We start from the raw sequence: 15,446 nt of genomic DNA, 5'->3' as shown, positions 1-15,446 counted from the left end.
CGTGTCTCGTGTGGGAATCTGTGCCTAGCTATTTGCCACTTTCACTTGCCTGAATCGCAGGAAATCGCGAAACTGGCAGCACTGCCTGCAATACAACCTAGCCAGATAGCCGGTCCGTTTCCAAAGGTGGACGATGAGAAGAAAAATGCTGTTTTTGCCTGTGCTGAGCCTGTCGCTGGTGGCATGCGATGCCTTTCGGCAGGACACTACTGTTTTTCTCAGCAAGGATGGCGATGTCCGACTACAGCAGCCACCGGGCGCGCAGCGATCGATGGAGTTTCAGGGGCGTGCGCTGATGCAAAGCGGTTGGCGCATGATCTGGGATGGCAAAGCCGTCGGTGAAGGACAGGGGATCGTGCGTCTGACTTTGCCGGCGCGTGCCGCAGATGGCAGCGCCTTGTCTGAAGTATTGCAACTCGGCGCCAGCCGCGATCCCGATGTGGTGGCAAGCTGTCTCAGTCATGGTTTGCAGTCCGGGAACGGCATGCGCCTGTCGCCGGTGACCATCAACAATCATGTCTGGACAAGCTACAGCGGCAGCGATGCCGGCATGAGCCAATCGATCAAGGCAAATAATTACCGCCTGGTATTCGAGCAGACTTGCTATGCAATGGATCGCATTTCGTATGCGGTCCGGGCCGCCAAGGCTGCCGAAGACGCACTGACCGAAGCCGAAGCCGCGCGCCTGATGGATGCGGCGTTGGCTTCGGTGGAAATCCTGCCGGTAGCACGCCGCTAGCCATCAGGGTGTTTTCGCACCACGCACCAAAAACGCCGGCATCTTCAACTGCACCTTGCGCGAACGTTCGCGTAAAGGCTGTTCAAGGTAGCGATACACCAGGTGGCTGAGCAAGAGTAGCAGCGTAAGGATGACGACATAGGAAAGCAGGGCTTGCACGAACGTCAGTTGCGGCACCATGCGACCTTCGATCAGGATTTCGGATCGCTTGAAGAAAAAGCGATGGACCTGATTAAAGCCCCACAGCAGTGCCGAGTGGGACATGTAGATCGAATACGAGATCGTCCCCAACCACAGAAAAAAGCGCAGGCGCAGCACGCGTCGTATCGCACCATCGTCGGACAAGACGATGGTCAGTACCAGCATCGCCGTGAACAGATAGATCCAGAGATCGTGCTGTTTTGGTGTCTTCAGTTGCAGATACAACAGCAACATCACCACCGCCAGAGCAACGCTTTGTGACGGGAGCTTGAATTTCACGCGTTCCGACAACCATGCCGTGCAACAGCCGATGAAGAAGCCGGCCAGACAGGACAGCAGGTCGGCAAACCCATTCTTTGGATCGGCCGCAAGGATCACGCAGGCAGCGATGCCTAGCGTGGTAAATACCGCCATTTTCATGCGGCCCATGTACAGCACGATCAAGCCGAAGATCAGATAGGTATAGAACTCCACACTGATTGACCATGCCGGCGCATTGAAGGTGAGGGCATTGCCGGTCGGGCCAATGGCCTGGACCAGGAACAGTTGCTGCAGCAGCGCAGTGAAGTCGTTTTCCACAAACGGTGTGGTCTTGTGACTCTTGACCCCGTAATGCGTGTAGGCGACGTATTTGGCGACTTCCAGTCCGAGAAACACGAGCAGGAATAACAGGTGCACCGGATACAGACGGGCAAAACGCAGAAACTGGAAGCGGAACAGATTGGCCGGCGAGTGGATGTTGTTGGCATAAGCCTTGTAGATGACAAAGCCGGATAGTACGAAGAACAGTTCGACCATCAGGTAGCTGTTGCGAAACAACGGCAGGTCGAAGAGTGCGGCGTTCCAGTTGGGGATGTGGTAGATGACGACCAGCAGGGCGGCAATGCCGCGAATACTTTCCAGTTCATCGATGCGGTTTTGTTGCGGGGCCGGCTTGATGCCGGCGATCTGCTGCGTCATGACAAATCCTTCAGCACAAATTAAGTTGCTAATTTATTAATTTATGTTGCAAATAATATATTGAAATGAGGCGGAAAGGTGTAACGGCGCAGGAAAAAGATGGTTTTGCTACAACACGCAGGCAGTGGTTCTGGATCAGCAGAAATCGAGAGCAGCTAGCAACCAACATGCGGTAACCAGAAGTGTTTTAGAAAAGTGCGCACCAAAGAAAAAGACCCACCCTCTTGACGAGGGCAGGTCTCAAGCGATTCACCCAAACCTATAGTGGAGAGTGGCAAACCGAAGGGGATAGTAGATCCCTAATATGACAGGTTCATGACCGATGTCTTGTTGTATCAGAAACGTGCCTTCACGAACAAGGAAGGGCCGCGGAAGCGGACATCCATTTCGGCCGTCGCATTGGCGCGGCTGCGTTCGAGCTTGACGCGCTGTTCGCCGTAGTCCAGTACCAGGCCGATGTTTTTCCAGGGGAACCACTCGACGCCGATGTTGCCGTTATAGATGTGTCCTTGCAGATTGCCGCTATTCTTTTTCACGCCGCCGGCTTCCACATACATGCGGACATTCGGCGTGAAAGCATGGCGCCAGCCCAGTTCGATCAACGGTGCCACGGCATCGTCCGTATAGCGGTCCGACGTGCCATCGGTATAGACCGTGCTGCCGACCGTGGCTGTGCCGTTGATGGAGCCGGTCAGATCAGCGCGATAGTAGGCACCACCGAGGCCAATACCAAACACGCTATTGCCGCTGCCGATCCACCATTTGTAAGACAGGCGTGCGAGATCCAGTTTGAGGTTGGAGTTGAAGGTGGCATTACCGGTTACCGGCTGACCATTAAGCGTTGAGCTGCCGGAAACGGTTTGCGCATACGAGCGATCGTAGCGGTAATAGTCGAACGAAATGCCCTGGCTGTCGAACAGCAGAATATCGGCGCGCAGGCGCGGGATCGATACATCGCTGTTGGTGCGATCTGGCGTATTGAGATTGCCGTATGGCGTTTCCACACCGACGCTGAACGTCGGTTCGGCGCGAAAGACACCCGCGGAAATGCTGACGCGATCGAGTGCAGGAGAAGGATCGGCCATGGCAGGAATCGCAGCCGACATGCACAAGCCAAAAACCGATGCGTATTGAATAAGACGGTTTTTTTGATCGAGGGCCTTGCCCGGTGCGGCTTGTTTCAGGCTGTCGTGCATGATGTTCTCCGAAAATAAATGTACAGGTAAAGCGTTACGCCTCAGCGCAGTGCTTGCGAATCGATGCAGTGCATTGATGGATTCGAGAGTAGCCGACAGCCTTGCACCAACTATGTGCGTTAGCTTACATAGAGGAGAATTTGTGCCTTGACTGTTGCAGATGTGCTGCATGCCCCGGTATGAGCATGCAGCAGGTCGGATGTCGATTCGGTGAGAATCAGGTGCGTGTGTCGCTTGGATGTTCGGCAGATGCCGTGGCTTCCGGTTTGCCGAGCAGCATGGTGCTGACGTGTTCCATAGGTATCTTTTCTGCACGAAGTCGCTTGAGAATCTCGAACAGCAAATTGCTGCGGATGCCGTAGGTCAGTCGCGGCGATGAAGCGAAACCGGTTGCATTGAACAGCAGATAGCCTTTCTCGATACCGTCAAGCTGCACATTGGGTGCGGGGTTGTCGAGAATGTCGCCACTTTCCGTAAAGGCAGAAAGAATCAACGCGCGGACTTGCGCGGCGTCGATATCCACCGGCAACGGTAGCTTGATCTGCACGAGGCCTAACGGGCTGGCATGCGTGACGTTGCGCACCGTCTTGGTAATGAATTCGGAATTCGGCACGATGACGGTCGAACGATCGCCCATCTGGATTTCGGTCGCGCGGACGTTGATGCGACGGATATCCCCTTCGACACCGCCCAGCGATACCCAGTCACCGACCTTGACAGGGCGTTCCGCCAGCAGGATCAGGCCCGAAACGAAATTCTGCACCACCGCCTGCAAGCCGAAACCAATACCGACCGAGAGCGCACTCGCTACCCATGCAATGCGTTCGAGGCCGATGCCGGCAGCCGACATGGCCAGCGCCACGGCCACTACGCCACCGGCATAGCCGAACAGCGTCGATGCTGAAACCTGCATGCCGGTATCCAGGGTCGTGGTCGGAAGGTAACGTGTTTCCAGCCAGTGCTTGAGCAGGCGCAAGCAGACGAATCCGATCACGAGCACCAGCAATGCCTGTGTGATGGCGCTAGGACGGATCTGGACTTCGCCGATCGCTAGACCGTCGTTGATTTGCCCGACGCGATGAATCAGTTCGTTCGGCCCTTCACCAAATGGGGCCAGCAACAGCATCACGGCGAGTAACAGTACCAGCGCGCGTGCGCCACCCGACAGCAAGACGGCAGCCTGATCGCGGGCTTGGGGTGTCGCCAGTACCGGATTCTTGGCGTTGGGGTCAGGTTGTGAGACGGCGAGCAGCATGCAGAAGTCATCCACCAGCACCATCACCAGATAGGTGCTGCAAATCACCACCGCAACCCAGGCAATCTGCTTAACGATGAAACTGCCTAGCGCCACATAACCGGCAAGCAGGCTGATCATGCTGATGGCAAGCGACAGCCAGATGATGATGGTGGCAATGCGTACCCATACAGGCATCACATGCGCCTGATCCGGTTCACTGTTACGAATGTGTCGCCACATGCGTTCGGCGCGTTGCATGCCGAGACCGATGGTGGCGCCAAGCAAGAGCGCGACGATACAATTGACTGCCACTGCGGTAATAAGACCGGCATTGACAATACTGGACAGCAATTCGGTGATCCATACCAGCGCCACAATCACCGCAAAAACGAAGGGAAACTTGCGCATGCGGTGCGCCAGTCGATCATGCAGCGGCAGCAGCCGCCACGAAGGGCGGCCCGGCGACAGCAAGGCATAGCCGAGACCCGCGACAAAACCGGCAAAGCAGATGATGCCGATCAGGCTGCCGAGAAAGTTCGCGGTGCCCTCGGCCAGTCCGTCATCCCAGCGCAGACCGAGTTTCACCAGTTCGCTGATGAGATAAGGCAGGCCGACTGCCAGCAGCGTCAGCACCAGCGCATTAAGCGAACGACGCAAACGACCATGCGGCACACGCGTGGACGTGAATGCCAGCAGACGACGTCCCAGCCAGATGCGAATCAGCGTGATGACGACCATGCCAGCCAAAAGGGCAGCCCATATTTGCGGCGAAGTGCGTTGCGCCGCCTGGTTCAGATCGTCGCCGAGTGCGCGCAGGCGCTGGGCGTTTTGCGGCAGTTCGGCCGCCAGTTGCGACCAGAACTGCTTGGAAAGAATGGATGTGGTGCGCTCGCCCAGTCTGGCCTGCAACTGCGTACGGCGCACGGTGGAAACCTGCTCGGACGCCTGATCGGCTTCCACGGATAGCAGGCGTGCCAGCTTTACTTGCGAATCGAGTGCGCTGCTTTCCTTTTCCAGTTGTGCACGCTGCGCCTGTACGTCTTTTGCTTCCTTGGTATTGCCATCGGGTTTGCCGAGTTCGGCCAGGCGTGCCTGCACACTGATAAACTGCGGTTCGATATCCCGCGCGATCTTGTCGGCCTCGGCGCCGGCAGCGATGGCGTCGGCCTTCATCTTGGACAGCGTGGTGTCATCCAGACTGGCTTGCCCCTTGAGCACATCCTGCATGCTCGTGATCTGCTGGCGCAAGGTATCCAGTTGTTGATCGGCAGCGCTAGCTTGCGCCCAAGCTGAATGTGTACCTGTCAGGAAAACTGAAAGCAGCAGCGCAAGTGTGATCAACCCTTGGCGAATGAGGATGGGTAATGAGCGGGCGGAGCGCAGGGCGGGTTGCATGGAAATAAATAAATGCAAAAAGGATGTAGATATTGAATGCGGTTGCGGCGGGAAATGTCAGTCGGGACGGTGACTCAGAGCAGAATCTGCCTTCTCAACCGTGACCCAGCAAGGCTGCTGCAATCACCATCAACAGACCTGCCAGAGAAACCAGCCACACCAGTGTACGAACCACTGGAATACCGAGCGCATAAAGAGGTACATAGACGATGCGTGCCAATAGATACAGCCAGCACCCGTACAGGGAGAGTGTCCCTTCGCGGCCGGCAACGGCAACGATCAGGACCGCAGCTGCAAACAAGGGCAGCGTTTCAAAGAGATTGCTTTGCGCGCGCTGCATGCGTCCCGTGAGTTTGCCGACCGGTGGGCCTTCATCATCGCGTGCGCTGGTATTGTAGGCAGTGCCCGTTTCCCGTGTACGCAGGAATGCAGCAAACATGATTTGTGCGATGGCTAGCAGTAAAGTGCAGGCGAGAAGGGTAAGTTCGATAGACATGTCGTTTTCCGATTCTGGTTGTTCTGATTCTGGTTCTTTTTCATGGCTTTGTAAGCCCGGGCTTTGTGTTTCGACCTCGTGGGTAAGATGAATGTTCCGATTTGGTAACGCCGCGCAATGGCGGGATCGATTGATCGATATTCAAAAAGAAGAAATACCTTCAGGTATGTAAAAAATACCGTGATCCATCGTGCATCTGCGCATAATTTACAAGGTCCATTGACCTCTCTTGCAGAAAAACATTTTAATGGTCAGTATCGACTGGTTGCGTGATAAAAATCATTAGGAAACGCAAGAATATGGACAGGCTTGTTGAAAAAGCGACTAGCGCAACTGGCGCGCTGATGCCGGATGTCGAGACCGTGCTGGCCTGCATTTCCGATGGCTTCCTGTCACTGGATGCAAACTGGCATGTGACTTATTTGAATCGGCGCGCTGAACAGATCCTTGGCTATCCCGCCGACCGTGTGCTGGGGAAGCAGGTATGGGAGATCTTGCCCGGTTTGATCGGCAGCGATTTCGAAATGATCTATCACCGCGCCATGCGCGAGCGCTGTCACACGTGCATGACGGGGTTCTATCCGGACCATCAAAGCTGGTACGAAGTGCAGGTGCATCCGGCCAAAGAGGGTGGGTTATCGATCTACTTCCGCGATGTCACGCCGTATGTAAAGCAGGATCACCGCTTGCGACGCAGCGAGCAGCGCTTGCGCAAGATGGCTGATTGCATTCCGCAGATTGTCTGGATGTGCGATGCGAAGGGGCAGCCGCAATTTGCCAATCAGCATTGGACCCGATTCAGCGGTCAATTATTCGATCCCGACATGGCGTTGGAGCAGGTAGCGGCGCTGTTGCATCCGGATGATCGTGAAGCAACCTTGCTGGCGTGGGAAGAAGCAAAATCGCATGGTCGCGGTTTGAAGGTCGAACATCGTGTGCGCGATACGACTGGTGCTTATCGCTGGTTTCTCGTGCGGGCCGAACCTGACATCGATCCTCTCACCGGCGAGGTTCGCAACTGGTTCGGTACTTCGACCGATGTGCATGACCACAAGCTGGCCCAAGTGGCGTTGCAGAAAAGCGAGGCACGCTATCGTTCGTTGTTCGAATCGATCGATGAGGGACTGTGCATCATCGACATGCTGTTTGATGAAAACGGCCAGCCTGCCGATTATCGTTTCGTCGATATCAATCCTACGTTTGAAGAGCAGACCGGTCTGCACGATGTAATCGGTAAAACGGCGCTTGAACTGGTGCCGGGACTCGAATCGCACTGGTTCGAGATTTATGGCAGTGTTGCCAACACGGGAAAACCGATTCGTTTCGAAAACGAGGCGAAAGAAATGCATCGCTGGTTCGACGTCTATGCTTTCCGCATCGATCAACCGGCTGATCATCGCGTTGCCATTCTCTTCAAGGACATCACCGAGCGAAAAAATGCCGAGCAGCGGATGCTGCAAGACAATCAGCGCAAGGATGAATTTCTGGCCATGCTGGCGCACGAGCTGCGGAATCCATTGGCGCCAATCAGTGCGGCTGCCGAATTATTGCGCCTGACCCAACCCGACAATGCGCGGGTACGTAAATCGAGCGAAATCATTTCACGCCAAGTGCGGCACATGGCCAGTCTGATCAATGATCTGCTCGACGTCTCGCGCGTCAATAGTGGTCTGGTGTTGCTGGAAAATACTGTTCTCGACATCAAGGACATTCTGCTTGAGGCACAGGAGCAGGTTCGCCCTTTGATCGATTCGCGCCGACATCATTTATCGGTACGTCTGGCGGGCACGCCCATGTCTGTACGCGGTGATGCCAAGCGGCTGGTGCAGGTATTTTCCAATCTGCTCAACAACGCAGCCAAGTACACGCCCGAGGGTGGCAGCATTCTGTTGCAGGCGGAGCGGTTAGGTAACGAGATCGTGGTCCAGATTATCGATAACGGTATTGGCATGACCTCGTCCTTCCTTGGTAATGCCTTCAACTTGTTTTCGCAGGCCGAGCGTACTGCGGATCGTACACAAGGCGGGCTCGGGATCGGGTTGGCACTAGTGCGCAGTCTGGTGGAGTTGCATCGCGGCACAGTTGCCGCTTTCAGTGATGGCTTGAATAAAGGCAGCCGGTTTGTTGTGCATTTGCCGTTTGTGCAGCAAGAGTGGGGCTCCCCGACTTTGGTACAAGCACCGGCAGCACTGATGAGCAAAGGGTTGCGCGTCCTGCTGGTAGACGACAATCAGGACGCCGCACGCATGCTGGCCATGTATCTGGAAGCGGCCGGGCATGAGGTCATCGTCGAATTCGGTTCGAGCGGCGTACAGGAACGTGTGCGACGCGAGCAACCGCAGGTTTGTCTGCTCGATATCGGTTTGCCGGATATCGACGGCTATACGCTTGCACGCCGGCTCAAGGCCGATCCGACAACAGCCCAGCCCGTATTGATTGCCATCACCGGTTATGGTCAGGAGCAGGATCGGCAGAACACGGCAGAGGCGGGTTTCAGCCATCATCTCGTCAAGCCGGTCGATGCGGCCCATCTCATGAAATTGCTGGCTGCGATTGCGGCTGAGGAAAAACGCAGTGACGGGAGGGGCTTGTCTGAAGAACGGTAAAACACCGGGCAGTATTCGATGCGAAGGAGATTGTCATGTCAAGCACACTGATCGGCGCATTCAATGTGGATTGCACTGCCGTCGCGTTGCCTGATGCAACAGGGTGGGCCGCGCATCTGTCGATTTCGGGGCCATCGTCCAACCCCATGCATCGGCATATTCTGTTTCCGCAGCAGCGTGTCGCCACCGAGCGAATATTTGCCACGCGCGAAGAGGCCGAGCAGGCAGCGCTGCAGATTGCCGAAGACATGATCCGCCATTCGCATGCCGAACCACCGCATTGAACAATAGTCAGATGATTGCGTAACCGTCGATGTGACGGCCCTGAAACTGCAGTGCATATTTAGGGCTTTGAAATCCCAGCTTTGAAAGGAGAACTCCATGAGCCGCGTTCCTGAAACCACTTACGAAGGATTCGCTATCTACACGTTTGTCATGCCGGCCGATCAGGGCGGTTGGTCGGCGGTAAGCGATGTCGAACGACATGCCGCTGATGGTGTTGAGGTGTTCCAGGATTTTGGCGGGCCTTGCGATGCCGATACTGCAGAGCAGGCCAAGGCCGCCGTGCTGGCCGATACGCGCCACAAGATCGATAACCTGCTCGCGCGCCCGGTTTGAGGGCAACCCTCTCCTGAGGCGGTCGATTGCAATGGGCCGCCATCAGGATGGAACCACCCGTTTGATGCGTCACACGCATAAGCACATGCGCATTTTGCAGGGACAAGCGGAGGTCGCTGGTTTATAGTTTCCGATTCGCCATGTTTTGCTTCGGCTCTCGCCTGCTGTCTCCATGTCTGCTCCCGATCCGCACATCGTCAATTCCCTCGTTCAGCCCCTGATTCAGGTCGGCATGTCTTTGCCGGAAGTCAAATGGCCTTATCCCGTCAGTCTGATGCGCTTGAGTCTGGCGTTGGCGCTTGGTTTGCTGATCGGATTGGAACGCGAGCGGCGTGGCAAGGAAGCCGGTTTGCGTACCTTTGGTTTCATCGCCTTACTGGGCGGTATGGGAGGTGTGCTGGGCGACAATTATGCGTACCTGATTCTGGCGCTGGTCGGCTTGCTGACGATCTTCCTGAATATGCAGCGCTTGCGTACCAATGAAACGGCAGAACTGACCACCTCGGCCGCCATGCTCATCACCTGCGTAGCGGGCATCTTGTGCGGCAAGGGGCATACGGCTACACCCGCTTCCATCATGGTGATTGTTACCGCCTTGCTGGCATGGAAAGACCGGTTGACGGGCTTCAGTCTTGGTCTGACCGAGAATGAAATGCGCTCGGCATTGTTGCTGGCGATTCTGGCCATCGTGATTTATCCGGCCTTGCCGGAAGGCGCGATTGGACCGTGGAAGCTGATCGAACCGCGGGCGGCCTGGGTGACCGTAATCCTGATCGCCGGTATCGGCTTTGCCAACTATGTGCTGTGGAAAATGTACGGTACGCGCGGCATCGTTATGGCCGGTTTCCTAGGTGGTCTGGTGAACAGCAGCATTACTGTCAGCGAACTGGCGGCGCGTGCGCGTGACCAGCATCGCGACACCATCAGTGCGGCTTACCGCGGCATCTTGCTGGCAACCGGTGCCATGCTCATCCGCAATGGTGCCTTGCTGGTGATTCTGGCGCCTGCGATGGCGCTGACGGCGACCATCCCCTTCGTCGTCATGCTGATCGTGACGGCAGCCTGGTTCTTTGTCGATCGCAATGCCACACGCCAGGTGTCCAGCGATCCGACCGGTCAGGTCGAATTGCCGCTGCCGTTTTCGCTGACGGCGGCGCTCAAGTACGGTCTGGTGTTCCTGATCCTGCATATTGCCGGCGTACTGGCGCAGCAGACATTTGGCGAAGCCGGCTTCTATGCGGTGAGTCTGATCGGTGGTGTGGTTTCCAGCGCCAGTGCGGTGGCAGCGGCTGCCAGCCTGGTCGCCAGCGGATCGATTCCGGTTCATGTGGCATCGACCGGCGCCGTGCTGGCCTCGCTGGCCAGTGTCGCCATCAACCTGCCGCTGATCCTGCGCTCGCACAATCGCGGCCTGGTACTGCGCCTTGGCGTGGCAATGCTGTCGATTGCCGTGCTGGGGATTGTCGGTGCGATGACGGCAAAACCGTTGCTGAATTTCCTTTTGGCAATCATTCCTGGCTTGGATGACCTCTTGCCGGTCCCGATTCCCCAGTAATTGCGTGTTAGTAGACTGTTTTGTCGATATTCGGTGCCGAATGCGTGATCAGCGAACGATCAGACAAAACTTCTTCCTTGTAAGAGAAGTTTGTCGCGTTGTCAGTGTGTTCTCACACAAAGTTAGGTGAATCGCTGATTTTGTAATCCATGCTTTGCGACGATGATGCAACCCATGATGTTATGACATTGAGGGAGCAAACCATGGCACAAGTATCCAATATCCGCACTTCCAGCACCGGTCAGCAGGTTATCAACGCAAAAGCGATTGCTGCGCTCAAGGCAAAGGAAGCAGGCCTGACGAAACGTCCGGTTGCGCCTCGCGCTTTGGCAGGGCTGCACGGTCATAACCCCAAACACAATGGTTTGCTGGCAGCATTGCCAGCGGCCGACTATGAACGCTTGTTGCCGCACCTGGAATTCGTGGAAATGCCATTCGGCATGACCATCTGCGAAGCGGGCGAAAGCATGCAGCATGTCTACTTTCTGACTAACAGCATTGTTTCGCTGCTGTATGAAACTGCAGATGGTGCTTCTTCCGAAACCGCCGTGATCGGCTACGAAGGTGTGGTTGGACACGATGTGTTCATGGGCGGCGGCGCTTCCCTGAACCGCGCCTTTGTCAAGAGCGCCGGCTACGGTTTCCGTATCAAGGCGTCCGCGCTGCAAGCCGAATTTGCCCGCGGTGGCGCCCTGCAACAACTGCTGCTGCGTTTTACACAAGCGCTGTTCACGCAAATGGCCCATACCGTGGCTTGTAACCGCCATCACACGATCGTCCAGCAACTGTGCCGCTGGCTGCTGCTGAGCCTGGATCGCCTGCAATCGAACCAGATCAGCATGACGCAGGATCTGATTGCCAGCATGCTGGGTGTGCGCCGCGAAAGCGTGACAGAAGCCGCCCGCAAACTGCAGGATGAAGGTTTGATCCATTACAGCCGTGGTCAAATTACCGTGGTTGATCGCGAAGGCTTGGAAGACCACATCTGCGAATGCTATGCCAGCATCAAAAAGGTCTACGAAGGTTTGTTGCCTAACAAATAAACTGGTCTGATCGAATACCACTTTCCTTGGTCTTGTTTGCCGCTCTTCGGAGCGGCTTTTTTGTTTGTTCAGCGGCAGCTTCGGAGAAGGATATGACAGCCGTTCCAGTTCATACAATTAGCTGGCAATGCCTAGACCGGCTTGGCGGCGATAGCTGCCGCATCATGCATGGTGCGGCAGGTTGGCATCTGCAAGGCCATGCAGAACTTGTCGATACAGAACAAGGGGTGATCGCGCTGGATTATCAGGCGCATTGCGATCTTTATTGGAACAGTATTGCAGGTCGCATTCAGGGGAAGATCGGGAAACGTGCCGTCTTGATCGAAGTCGAGAAGCGCAGTAGCGCTTGGTACGTGAATGGGGTTTGCGTACCTGCATTAGACGGATTGCTGGATCTCGATTTCGGTTTTACACCAGCGACCAATCTACTGGCGATTCGTCGTCTCCAATTGCAGCAAGGTGATAGTCATTTCTTCCATTGCGCATGGCTGGATACGACAGCAGAGGACTGGCAGTTCCGCGTCTTAGAACAGCAAATCACTTGTTTGGCATCGGACCGTCTGCATTACTGTTCTCCTGCACATAATTATGAAGCGGATCTCCTGCTCGATGATTTTGGGTGTGTTCGTCACTATCCCGGTTTATGGCGGCAGAAATGAAAAACCCCGCCGATAGGCGGGGTTGAGCCGAGAGTAAAACGATCAGCGTTGCTGATACTGTTGCTGCGGGTATTGTTGATACTGCTGCTGTTGATGTTGTTGTTGCTGTGGTTCGGCAACATAAATTTCGACGCGGCGATTGCGGGCCTTGCCTTCGGTCGTCGCGTTGCTGGCGATGGGTTCCTTGCTGCCACGGCCATCGATGTAGATACGTTGTGGCGATACGCCACGGCCAGCCAGATAGTCACGCGTACGCGCAGCACGATCCAGCGACAGCGGGTTGTTGATGGCATCGCTACCCGTCGAATCGGTATGGCCGATGATGGTGACAGTGGCTGCCGGATTCTCGTTCAGGCCGCTGGCAAAACGGTCGAGAATCGGACGGAAGCTGGCGGTGATGTCGGAACGGCCGGTGGCGAACGAAATGTCGCTCGGAATTTCCAGTTTCAGGCGGTTGTCAGCGGTTTGCGAAACCTGTACGCCGGTACCTTGCGTTGCTTGTTCCATTTGCTGGCGCTGGCGTTCCATGCGCGTGGACCAGACGTTACCGGCAATGGCGCCGACCAGACCGCCAGCGGCGGCACCGGCTACGGCACCCTTGCTGCCACCACCCAATGCACCGATCACGGCGCCAGCGCCGGCACCGATACCAGCACCTTGTGCGGTACGGCGTTCGGTGTCATTCATATTTGCACAGCCCGACAGGACCATGACTGCAGCAACGCTGCCGATCATCAATTTACGCATGGCAGTTTTCCTTATAAAAATTATGATGCGGTTCTAATGAACGCATGTGTTTCAGACAATTGGCGTGAACGAAAGTTGAGCTTGCCGAACGATTTTGCCTTGAACGGATGTTCTCGCGCTGCTCATTTACAAATATTTACCAGAAGGCAATGCTGCATGAGCAATCCGGTATCCATTCGGGGTTGGCCGAACGGGCAAGATTTTTGCCAGACGATACCGGATTGAACGATGCACCTCCCATGCGAGCTGCCGATCAGCCCTCGGTGCTGCTTGTTGTTATTACACCGATGGCTGGCAGATTAAGGGTGGCGGGCAAGGCGGTCTGTGCGTTAATTCACAGATTGCACGAGGGTGAAAGAGCTGAGGGTGCTCAGCCGCATAGACGGCTGGGGGTACGCTGGTTGTAGGCGGCGACAAAGGCATCGAAATCGTCACTTTCCTCGGTTTCCATGCGTTGTTGCTCCTTGATGGAAGCGTTTGCCATGGCCGTGAACTCTGCCTGTTCTTCGCTGCCGAGCGGGCGACTGGCGAAGTATGCCGCGTGTTGTCGGCTTTGCTGGAGGCCGAAACCTGTGAAGGAACGATCGTTGGCTTCGATTGCCGCGAGCACGCGCGCAGATGGCGTGGTTTCCGGCTGCAGCAGCTTGTTTTTCTGGGTTGCCAGCGCATCACGATGGCGATGATCGCCATATTGCTGATCCAGCAGCGTTGCGGTCGCTGCAATACGTTCGAGCAGCGCAAGGCCCCAGGCCTGCAATTCGATACCTTGCCCATCCTGTTGCAGCATCAGGCTAGGACGGCGACCTTCCTTGACGGTGAGCGCGAAGTTGCTGCTGGCTTCGTCGCCGGCTTGTTCATCGACCAGCGGACTTTCGTCCAGCGCACAGAACAGCAGGAAGGCGTCGAGAAAGCGTGATGTTTCAAGACTGATGCCGAGTGGTTCGAATGGATCGATATCGAGACAGCGCACTTCGATGTATTGCACGCCACGCGCGCACAGTGCTTCCACCGGGCGTTCGCCGCTGTTGATGACACGCTTGGGGCGAATGGTGGCGTAGAACTCGTTTTCGATCTGCAGCAAGTTGGTATTGAGTTGTATCCATTCGCCATTGCGACGTGTACCGATGGCTTCGTAATCGGGATAAGGCTGGCGCACTGCGCGCGACAAGCTGCGCATGTAGCTGTCCAGATCGTTGTAAGGCGGCATGATGCCGGCCTGAGCACGGTTCTGGTAGCCGAGGTCGCTCATGCGAAGGCTGGTGGCATGGGGCAGGTAAAGCGTGTCTTCGGAAAACTTGTCGAGCTGATGCGGGCGGCCACGCAGGAATTCGGCCGACAATGCCGGCGAAGCGCCAAACAGATACATCAACAACCAGCTATAGCGGTGGAAGTTACGAATCAGCGCGATATAGCTTTCGGACTGGAAGTCCTTGTCGTCGAGCGGCGTGTCGGCCTCTTTCTTCAGTACGCGCCACAGATCTTCGGACAATGAATAGTTGTAATGCAGGCCGGCGATACATTGCATGGCCTTGCCGTAACGCACGGCCAGCCCGCGCCGATACACGTGCTTGATCATCCCGATGTTGGATGTGCCATACCAAGCAATCGGAATATCGGTTTCGGACGGCAGGATGCACGGCATCGATTGGCTCCACAGAAGCTGACCGCCGAGGTGGGCATTGGTGAAACGATGGATGCGATCAAGCTGCGCCAATGCATCGGAGACGTCGTGTTCGGCCGGCGTAATGAATTCGAGCAGCGATTCGGAATAGTCGGTGGTGATTTGCGGATGGGTCAGTGCGGAACCCAAGCTGACCGGATGCGCATCGAGGGCCAGACTGCCGCTAGCCGTCACGCGCAGGGTTTCGCGTTCGATGCCGCGATAGCCCTGCGTCAGAAGATGGCGATGTGCGTCGCCTGCAAGCAGGGCAAGTCGGCGCGCAAACAAGTTGTTCAAGTGATGCTCCCTAATCGGTTTCCGCCGTCGTGCAACA

General features: G+C 56.0%; 13 protein-coding genes. 7 read left to right on the top strand and 6 right to left on the bottom strand.

The window, feature by feature from the left end; translation table 11 throughout:
- Window positions 1–145 precede the first annotated feature (145 nt).
- Window positions 146–739, top strand: coding sequence for a hypothetical protein (locus QZ725_RS04045; protein WP_293776448.1), 594 nt, complete (start codon window positions 146–148; stop codon window positions 737–739).
- Between the two features lie 3 nt (window positions 740–742).
- On the opposite strand, the gene QZ725_RS04040 is transcribed toward QZ725_RS04045, so the two are convergent.
- The 4 genes from QZ725_RS04040 to QZ725_RS04025 form a co-directional block, all read right to left on the bottom strand.
- A complete protein-coding gene (locus tag QZ725_RS04040) occupies window positions 743–1,900 on the bottom strand; it encodes an acyltransferase (protein WP_293776446.1) in 1,158 nt (385 codons plus the stop codon).
- A 335-nt stretch (window positions 1,901–2,235) separates the two neighbouring features.
- Complete coding sequence (locus tag QZ725_RS04035) at window positions 2,236–3,096, bottom strand: autotransporter outer membrane beta-barrel domain-containing protein (RefSeq protein WP_293776444.1); 861 nt, start codon at window positions 3,094–3,096, stop codon at window positions 2,236–2,238.
- A gap of 217 nt (window positions 3,097–3,313) precedes the next feature.
- Window positions 3,314–5,728 (bottom strand): DUF3772 domain-containing protein, encoded by a 2,415-nt coding sequence (locus QZ725_RS04030; protein WP_293776442.1) that lies wholly within the window; start codon window positions 5,726–5,728, stop codon window positions 3,314–3,316.
- A 94-nt stretch (window positions 5,729–5,822) separates the two neighbouring features.
- Window positions 5,823–6,224: an MAPEG family protein gene (locus QZ725_RS04025; RefSeq protein WP_293776440.1), complete on the bottom strand. Its 402-nt coding sequence runs from the start codon at window positions 6,222–6,224 to the stop codon at window positions 5,823–5,825.
- A 299-nt stretch (window positions 6,225–6,523) separates the two neighbouring features.
- Between QZ725_RS04025 and QZ725_RS04020 the strand changes: the two genes are divergently transcribed.
- The 6 genes from QZ725_RS04020 (at window position 6,524) to QZ725_RS03995 (ending at window position 12,705) form a co-directional block, all read left to right on the top strand.
- The gene (locus QZ725_RS04020) at window positions 6,524–8,830 is read left to right on the top strand and encodes a PAS domain S-box protein (protein ID WP_293776437.1); all 2,307 of its coding nucleotides are present in this window, start codon (window positions 6,524–6,526) and stop codon (window positions 8,828–8,830) included.
- Window positions 8,831–8,865: 35 nt separating this feature from the next.
- Window positions 8,866–9,114, top strand: a complete 249-nt coding sequence (locus QZ725_RS04015; RefSeq protein ID WP_293776434.1) for a hypothetical protein — start codon at window positions 8,866–8,868, stop codon at window positions 9,112–9,114.
- 97 nt (window positions 9,115–9,211) lie between these two features.
- The gene (locus QZ725_RS04010; protein WP_293776432.1) at window positions 9,212–9,448 is read left to right on the top strand and encodes a hypothetical protein; all 237 of its coding nucleotides are present in this window, start codon (window positions 9,212–9,214) and stop codon (window positions 9,446–9,448) included.
- Between the two features lie 172 nt (window positions 9,449–9,620).
- Window positions 9,621–11,003, top strand: coding sequence for an MgtC/SapB family protein (locus QZ725_RS04005; protein WP_293776430.1), 1,383 nt, complete (start codon window positions 9,621–9,623; stop codon window positions 11,001–11,003).
- Window positions 11,004–11,206: 203 nt separating this feature from the next.
- Entirely contained in the window at window positions 11,207–12,046 is an 840-nt protein-coding gene (locus QZ725_RS04000) for a Crp/Fnr family transcriptional regulator (protein ID WP_293776428.1), read from the top strand.
- 92 nt (window positions 12,047–12,138) lie between these two features.
- Complete coding sequence (locus QZ725_RS03995; RefSeq protein ID WP_293776424.1) at window positions 12,139–12,705, top strand: putative glycolipid-binding domain-containing protein; 567 nt, start codon at window positions 12,139–12,141, stop codon at window positions 12,703–12,705.
- 42 nt (window positions 12,706–12,747) lie between these two features.
- On the opposite strand, the gene QZ725_RS03990 is transcribed toward QZ725_RS03995, so the two are convergent.
- Both QZ725_RS03990 and gshA read right to left on the bottom strand, forming a co-directional pair.
- Window positions 12,748–13,452, bottom strand: coding sequence for an OmpA family protein (locus tag QZ725_RS03990; RefSeq protein WP_293776422.1), 705 nt, complete (start codon window positions 13,450–13,452; stop codon window positions 12,748–12,750).
- 370 nt (window positions 13,453–13,822) lie between these two features.
- Entirely contained in the window at window positions 13,823–15,409 is a 1,587-nt protein-coding gene (gene gshA / locus QZ725_RS03985) for a glutamate--cysteine ligase (protein ID WP_293776419.1), read from the bottom strand.
- Window positions 15,410–15,446 lie beyond the last annotated feature (37 nt).

This window comes from uncultured Oxalicibacterium sp. (assembly GCF_913776015.1).
In the GTDB taxonomy this organism is placed as follows: Bacteria; Pseudomonadota; Gammaproteobacteria; order Burkholderiales; family Burkholderiaceae_D; genus Oxalicibacterium.
The sequence above is the reverse complement of the archived record's forward strand: the minus strand, read 5'-3'. Positions and strand labels throughout refer to the sequence as shown.

Bases quoted from the DNA above. Each gene is read 5' to 3' on its own strand.
- QZ725_RS04045 (WP_293776448.1), top strand. From the start codon at position 146: ATGCTGTTTTTGCCTGTGCTGAGCCTGTCGCTGGTGGCATGCGATGCC.
- QZ725_RS04025 (WP_293776440.1), bottom strand. From the start codon at position 6,224: ATGTCTATCGAACTTACCCTTCTCGCCTGCACTTTACTGCTAGCCATC.
- QZ725_RS04000 (WP_293776428.1), top strand. From the start codon at position 11,207: ATGGCACAAGTATCCAATATCCGCACTTCCAGCACCGGTCAGCAGGTT.
- QZ725_RS04005 (WP_293776430.1), top strand. From the start codon at position 9,621: ATGTCTGCTCCCGATCCGCACATCGTCAATTCCCTCGTTCAGCCCCTG.
- QZ725_RS04040 (WP_293776446.1), bottom strand. From the start codon at position 1,900: ATGACGCAGCAGATCGCCGGCATCAAGCCGGCCCCGCAACAAAACCGC.
- QZ725_RS04035 (WP_293776444.1), bottom strand. From the start codon at position 3,096: ATGCACGACAGCCTGAAACAAGCCGCACCGGGCAAGGCCCTCGATCAA.
- QZ725_RS04030 (WP_293776442.1), bottom strand. From the start codon at position 5,728: ATGCAACCCGCCCTGCGCTCCGCCCGCTCATTACCCATCCTCATTCGC.
- QZ725_RS04020 (WP_293776437.1), top strand. From the start codon at position 6,524: ATGGACAGGCTTGTTGAAAAAGCGACTAGCGCAACTGGCGCGCTGATG.
- QZ725_RS03995 (WP_293776424.1), top strand. From the start codon at position 12,139: ATGACAGCCGTTCCAGTTCATACAATTAGCTGGCAATGCCTAGACCGG.
- QZ725_RS04010 (WP_293776432.1), top strand. From the start codon at position 9,212: ATGAGCCGCGTTCCTGAAACCACTTACGAAGGATTCGCTATCTACACG.
- QZ725_RS03990 (WP_293776422.1), bottom strand. From the start codon at position 13,452: ATGCGTAAATTGATGATCGGCAGCGTTGCTGCAGTCATGGTCCTGTCG.
- QZ725_RS04015 (WP_293776434.1), top strand. From the start codon at position 8,866: ATGTCAAGCACACTGATCGGCGCATTCAATGTGGATTGCACTGCCGTC.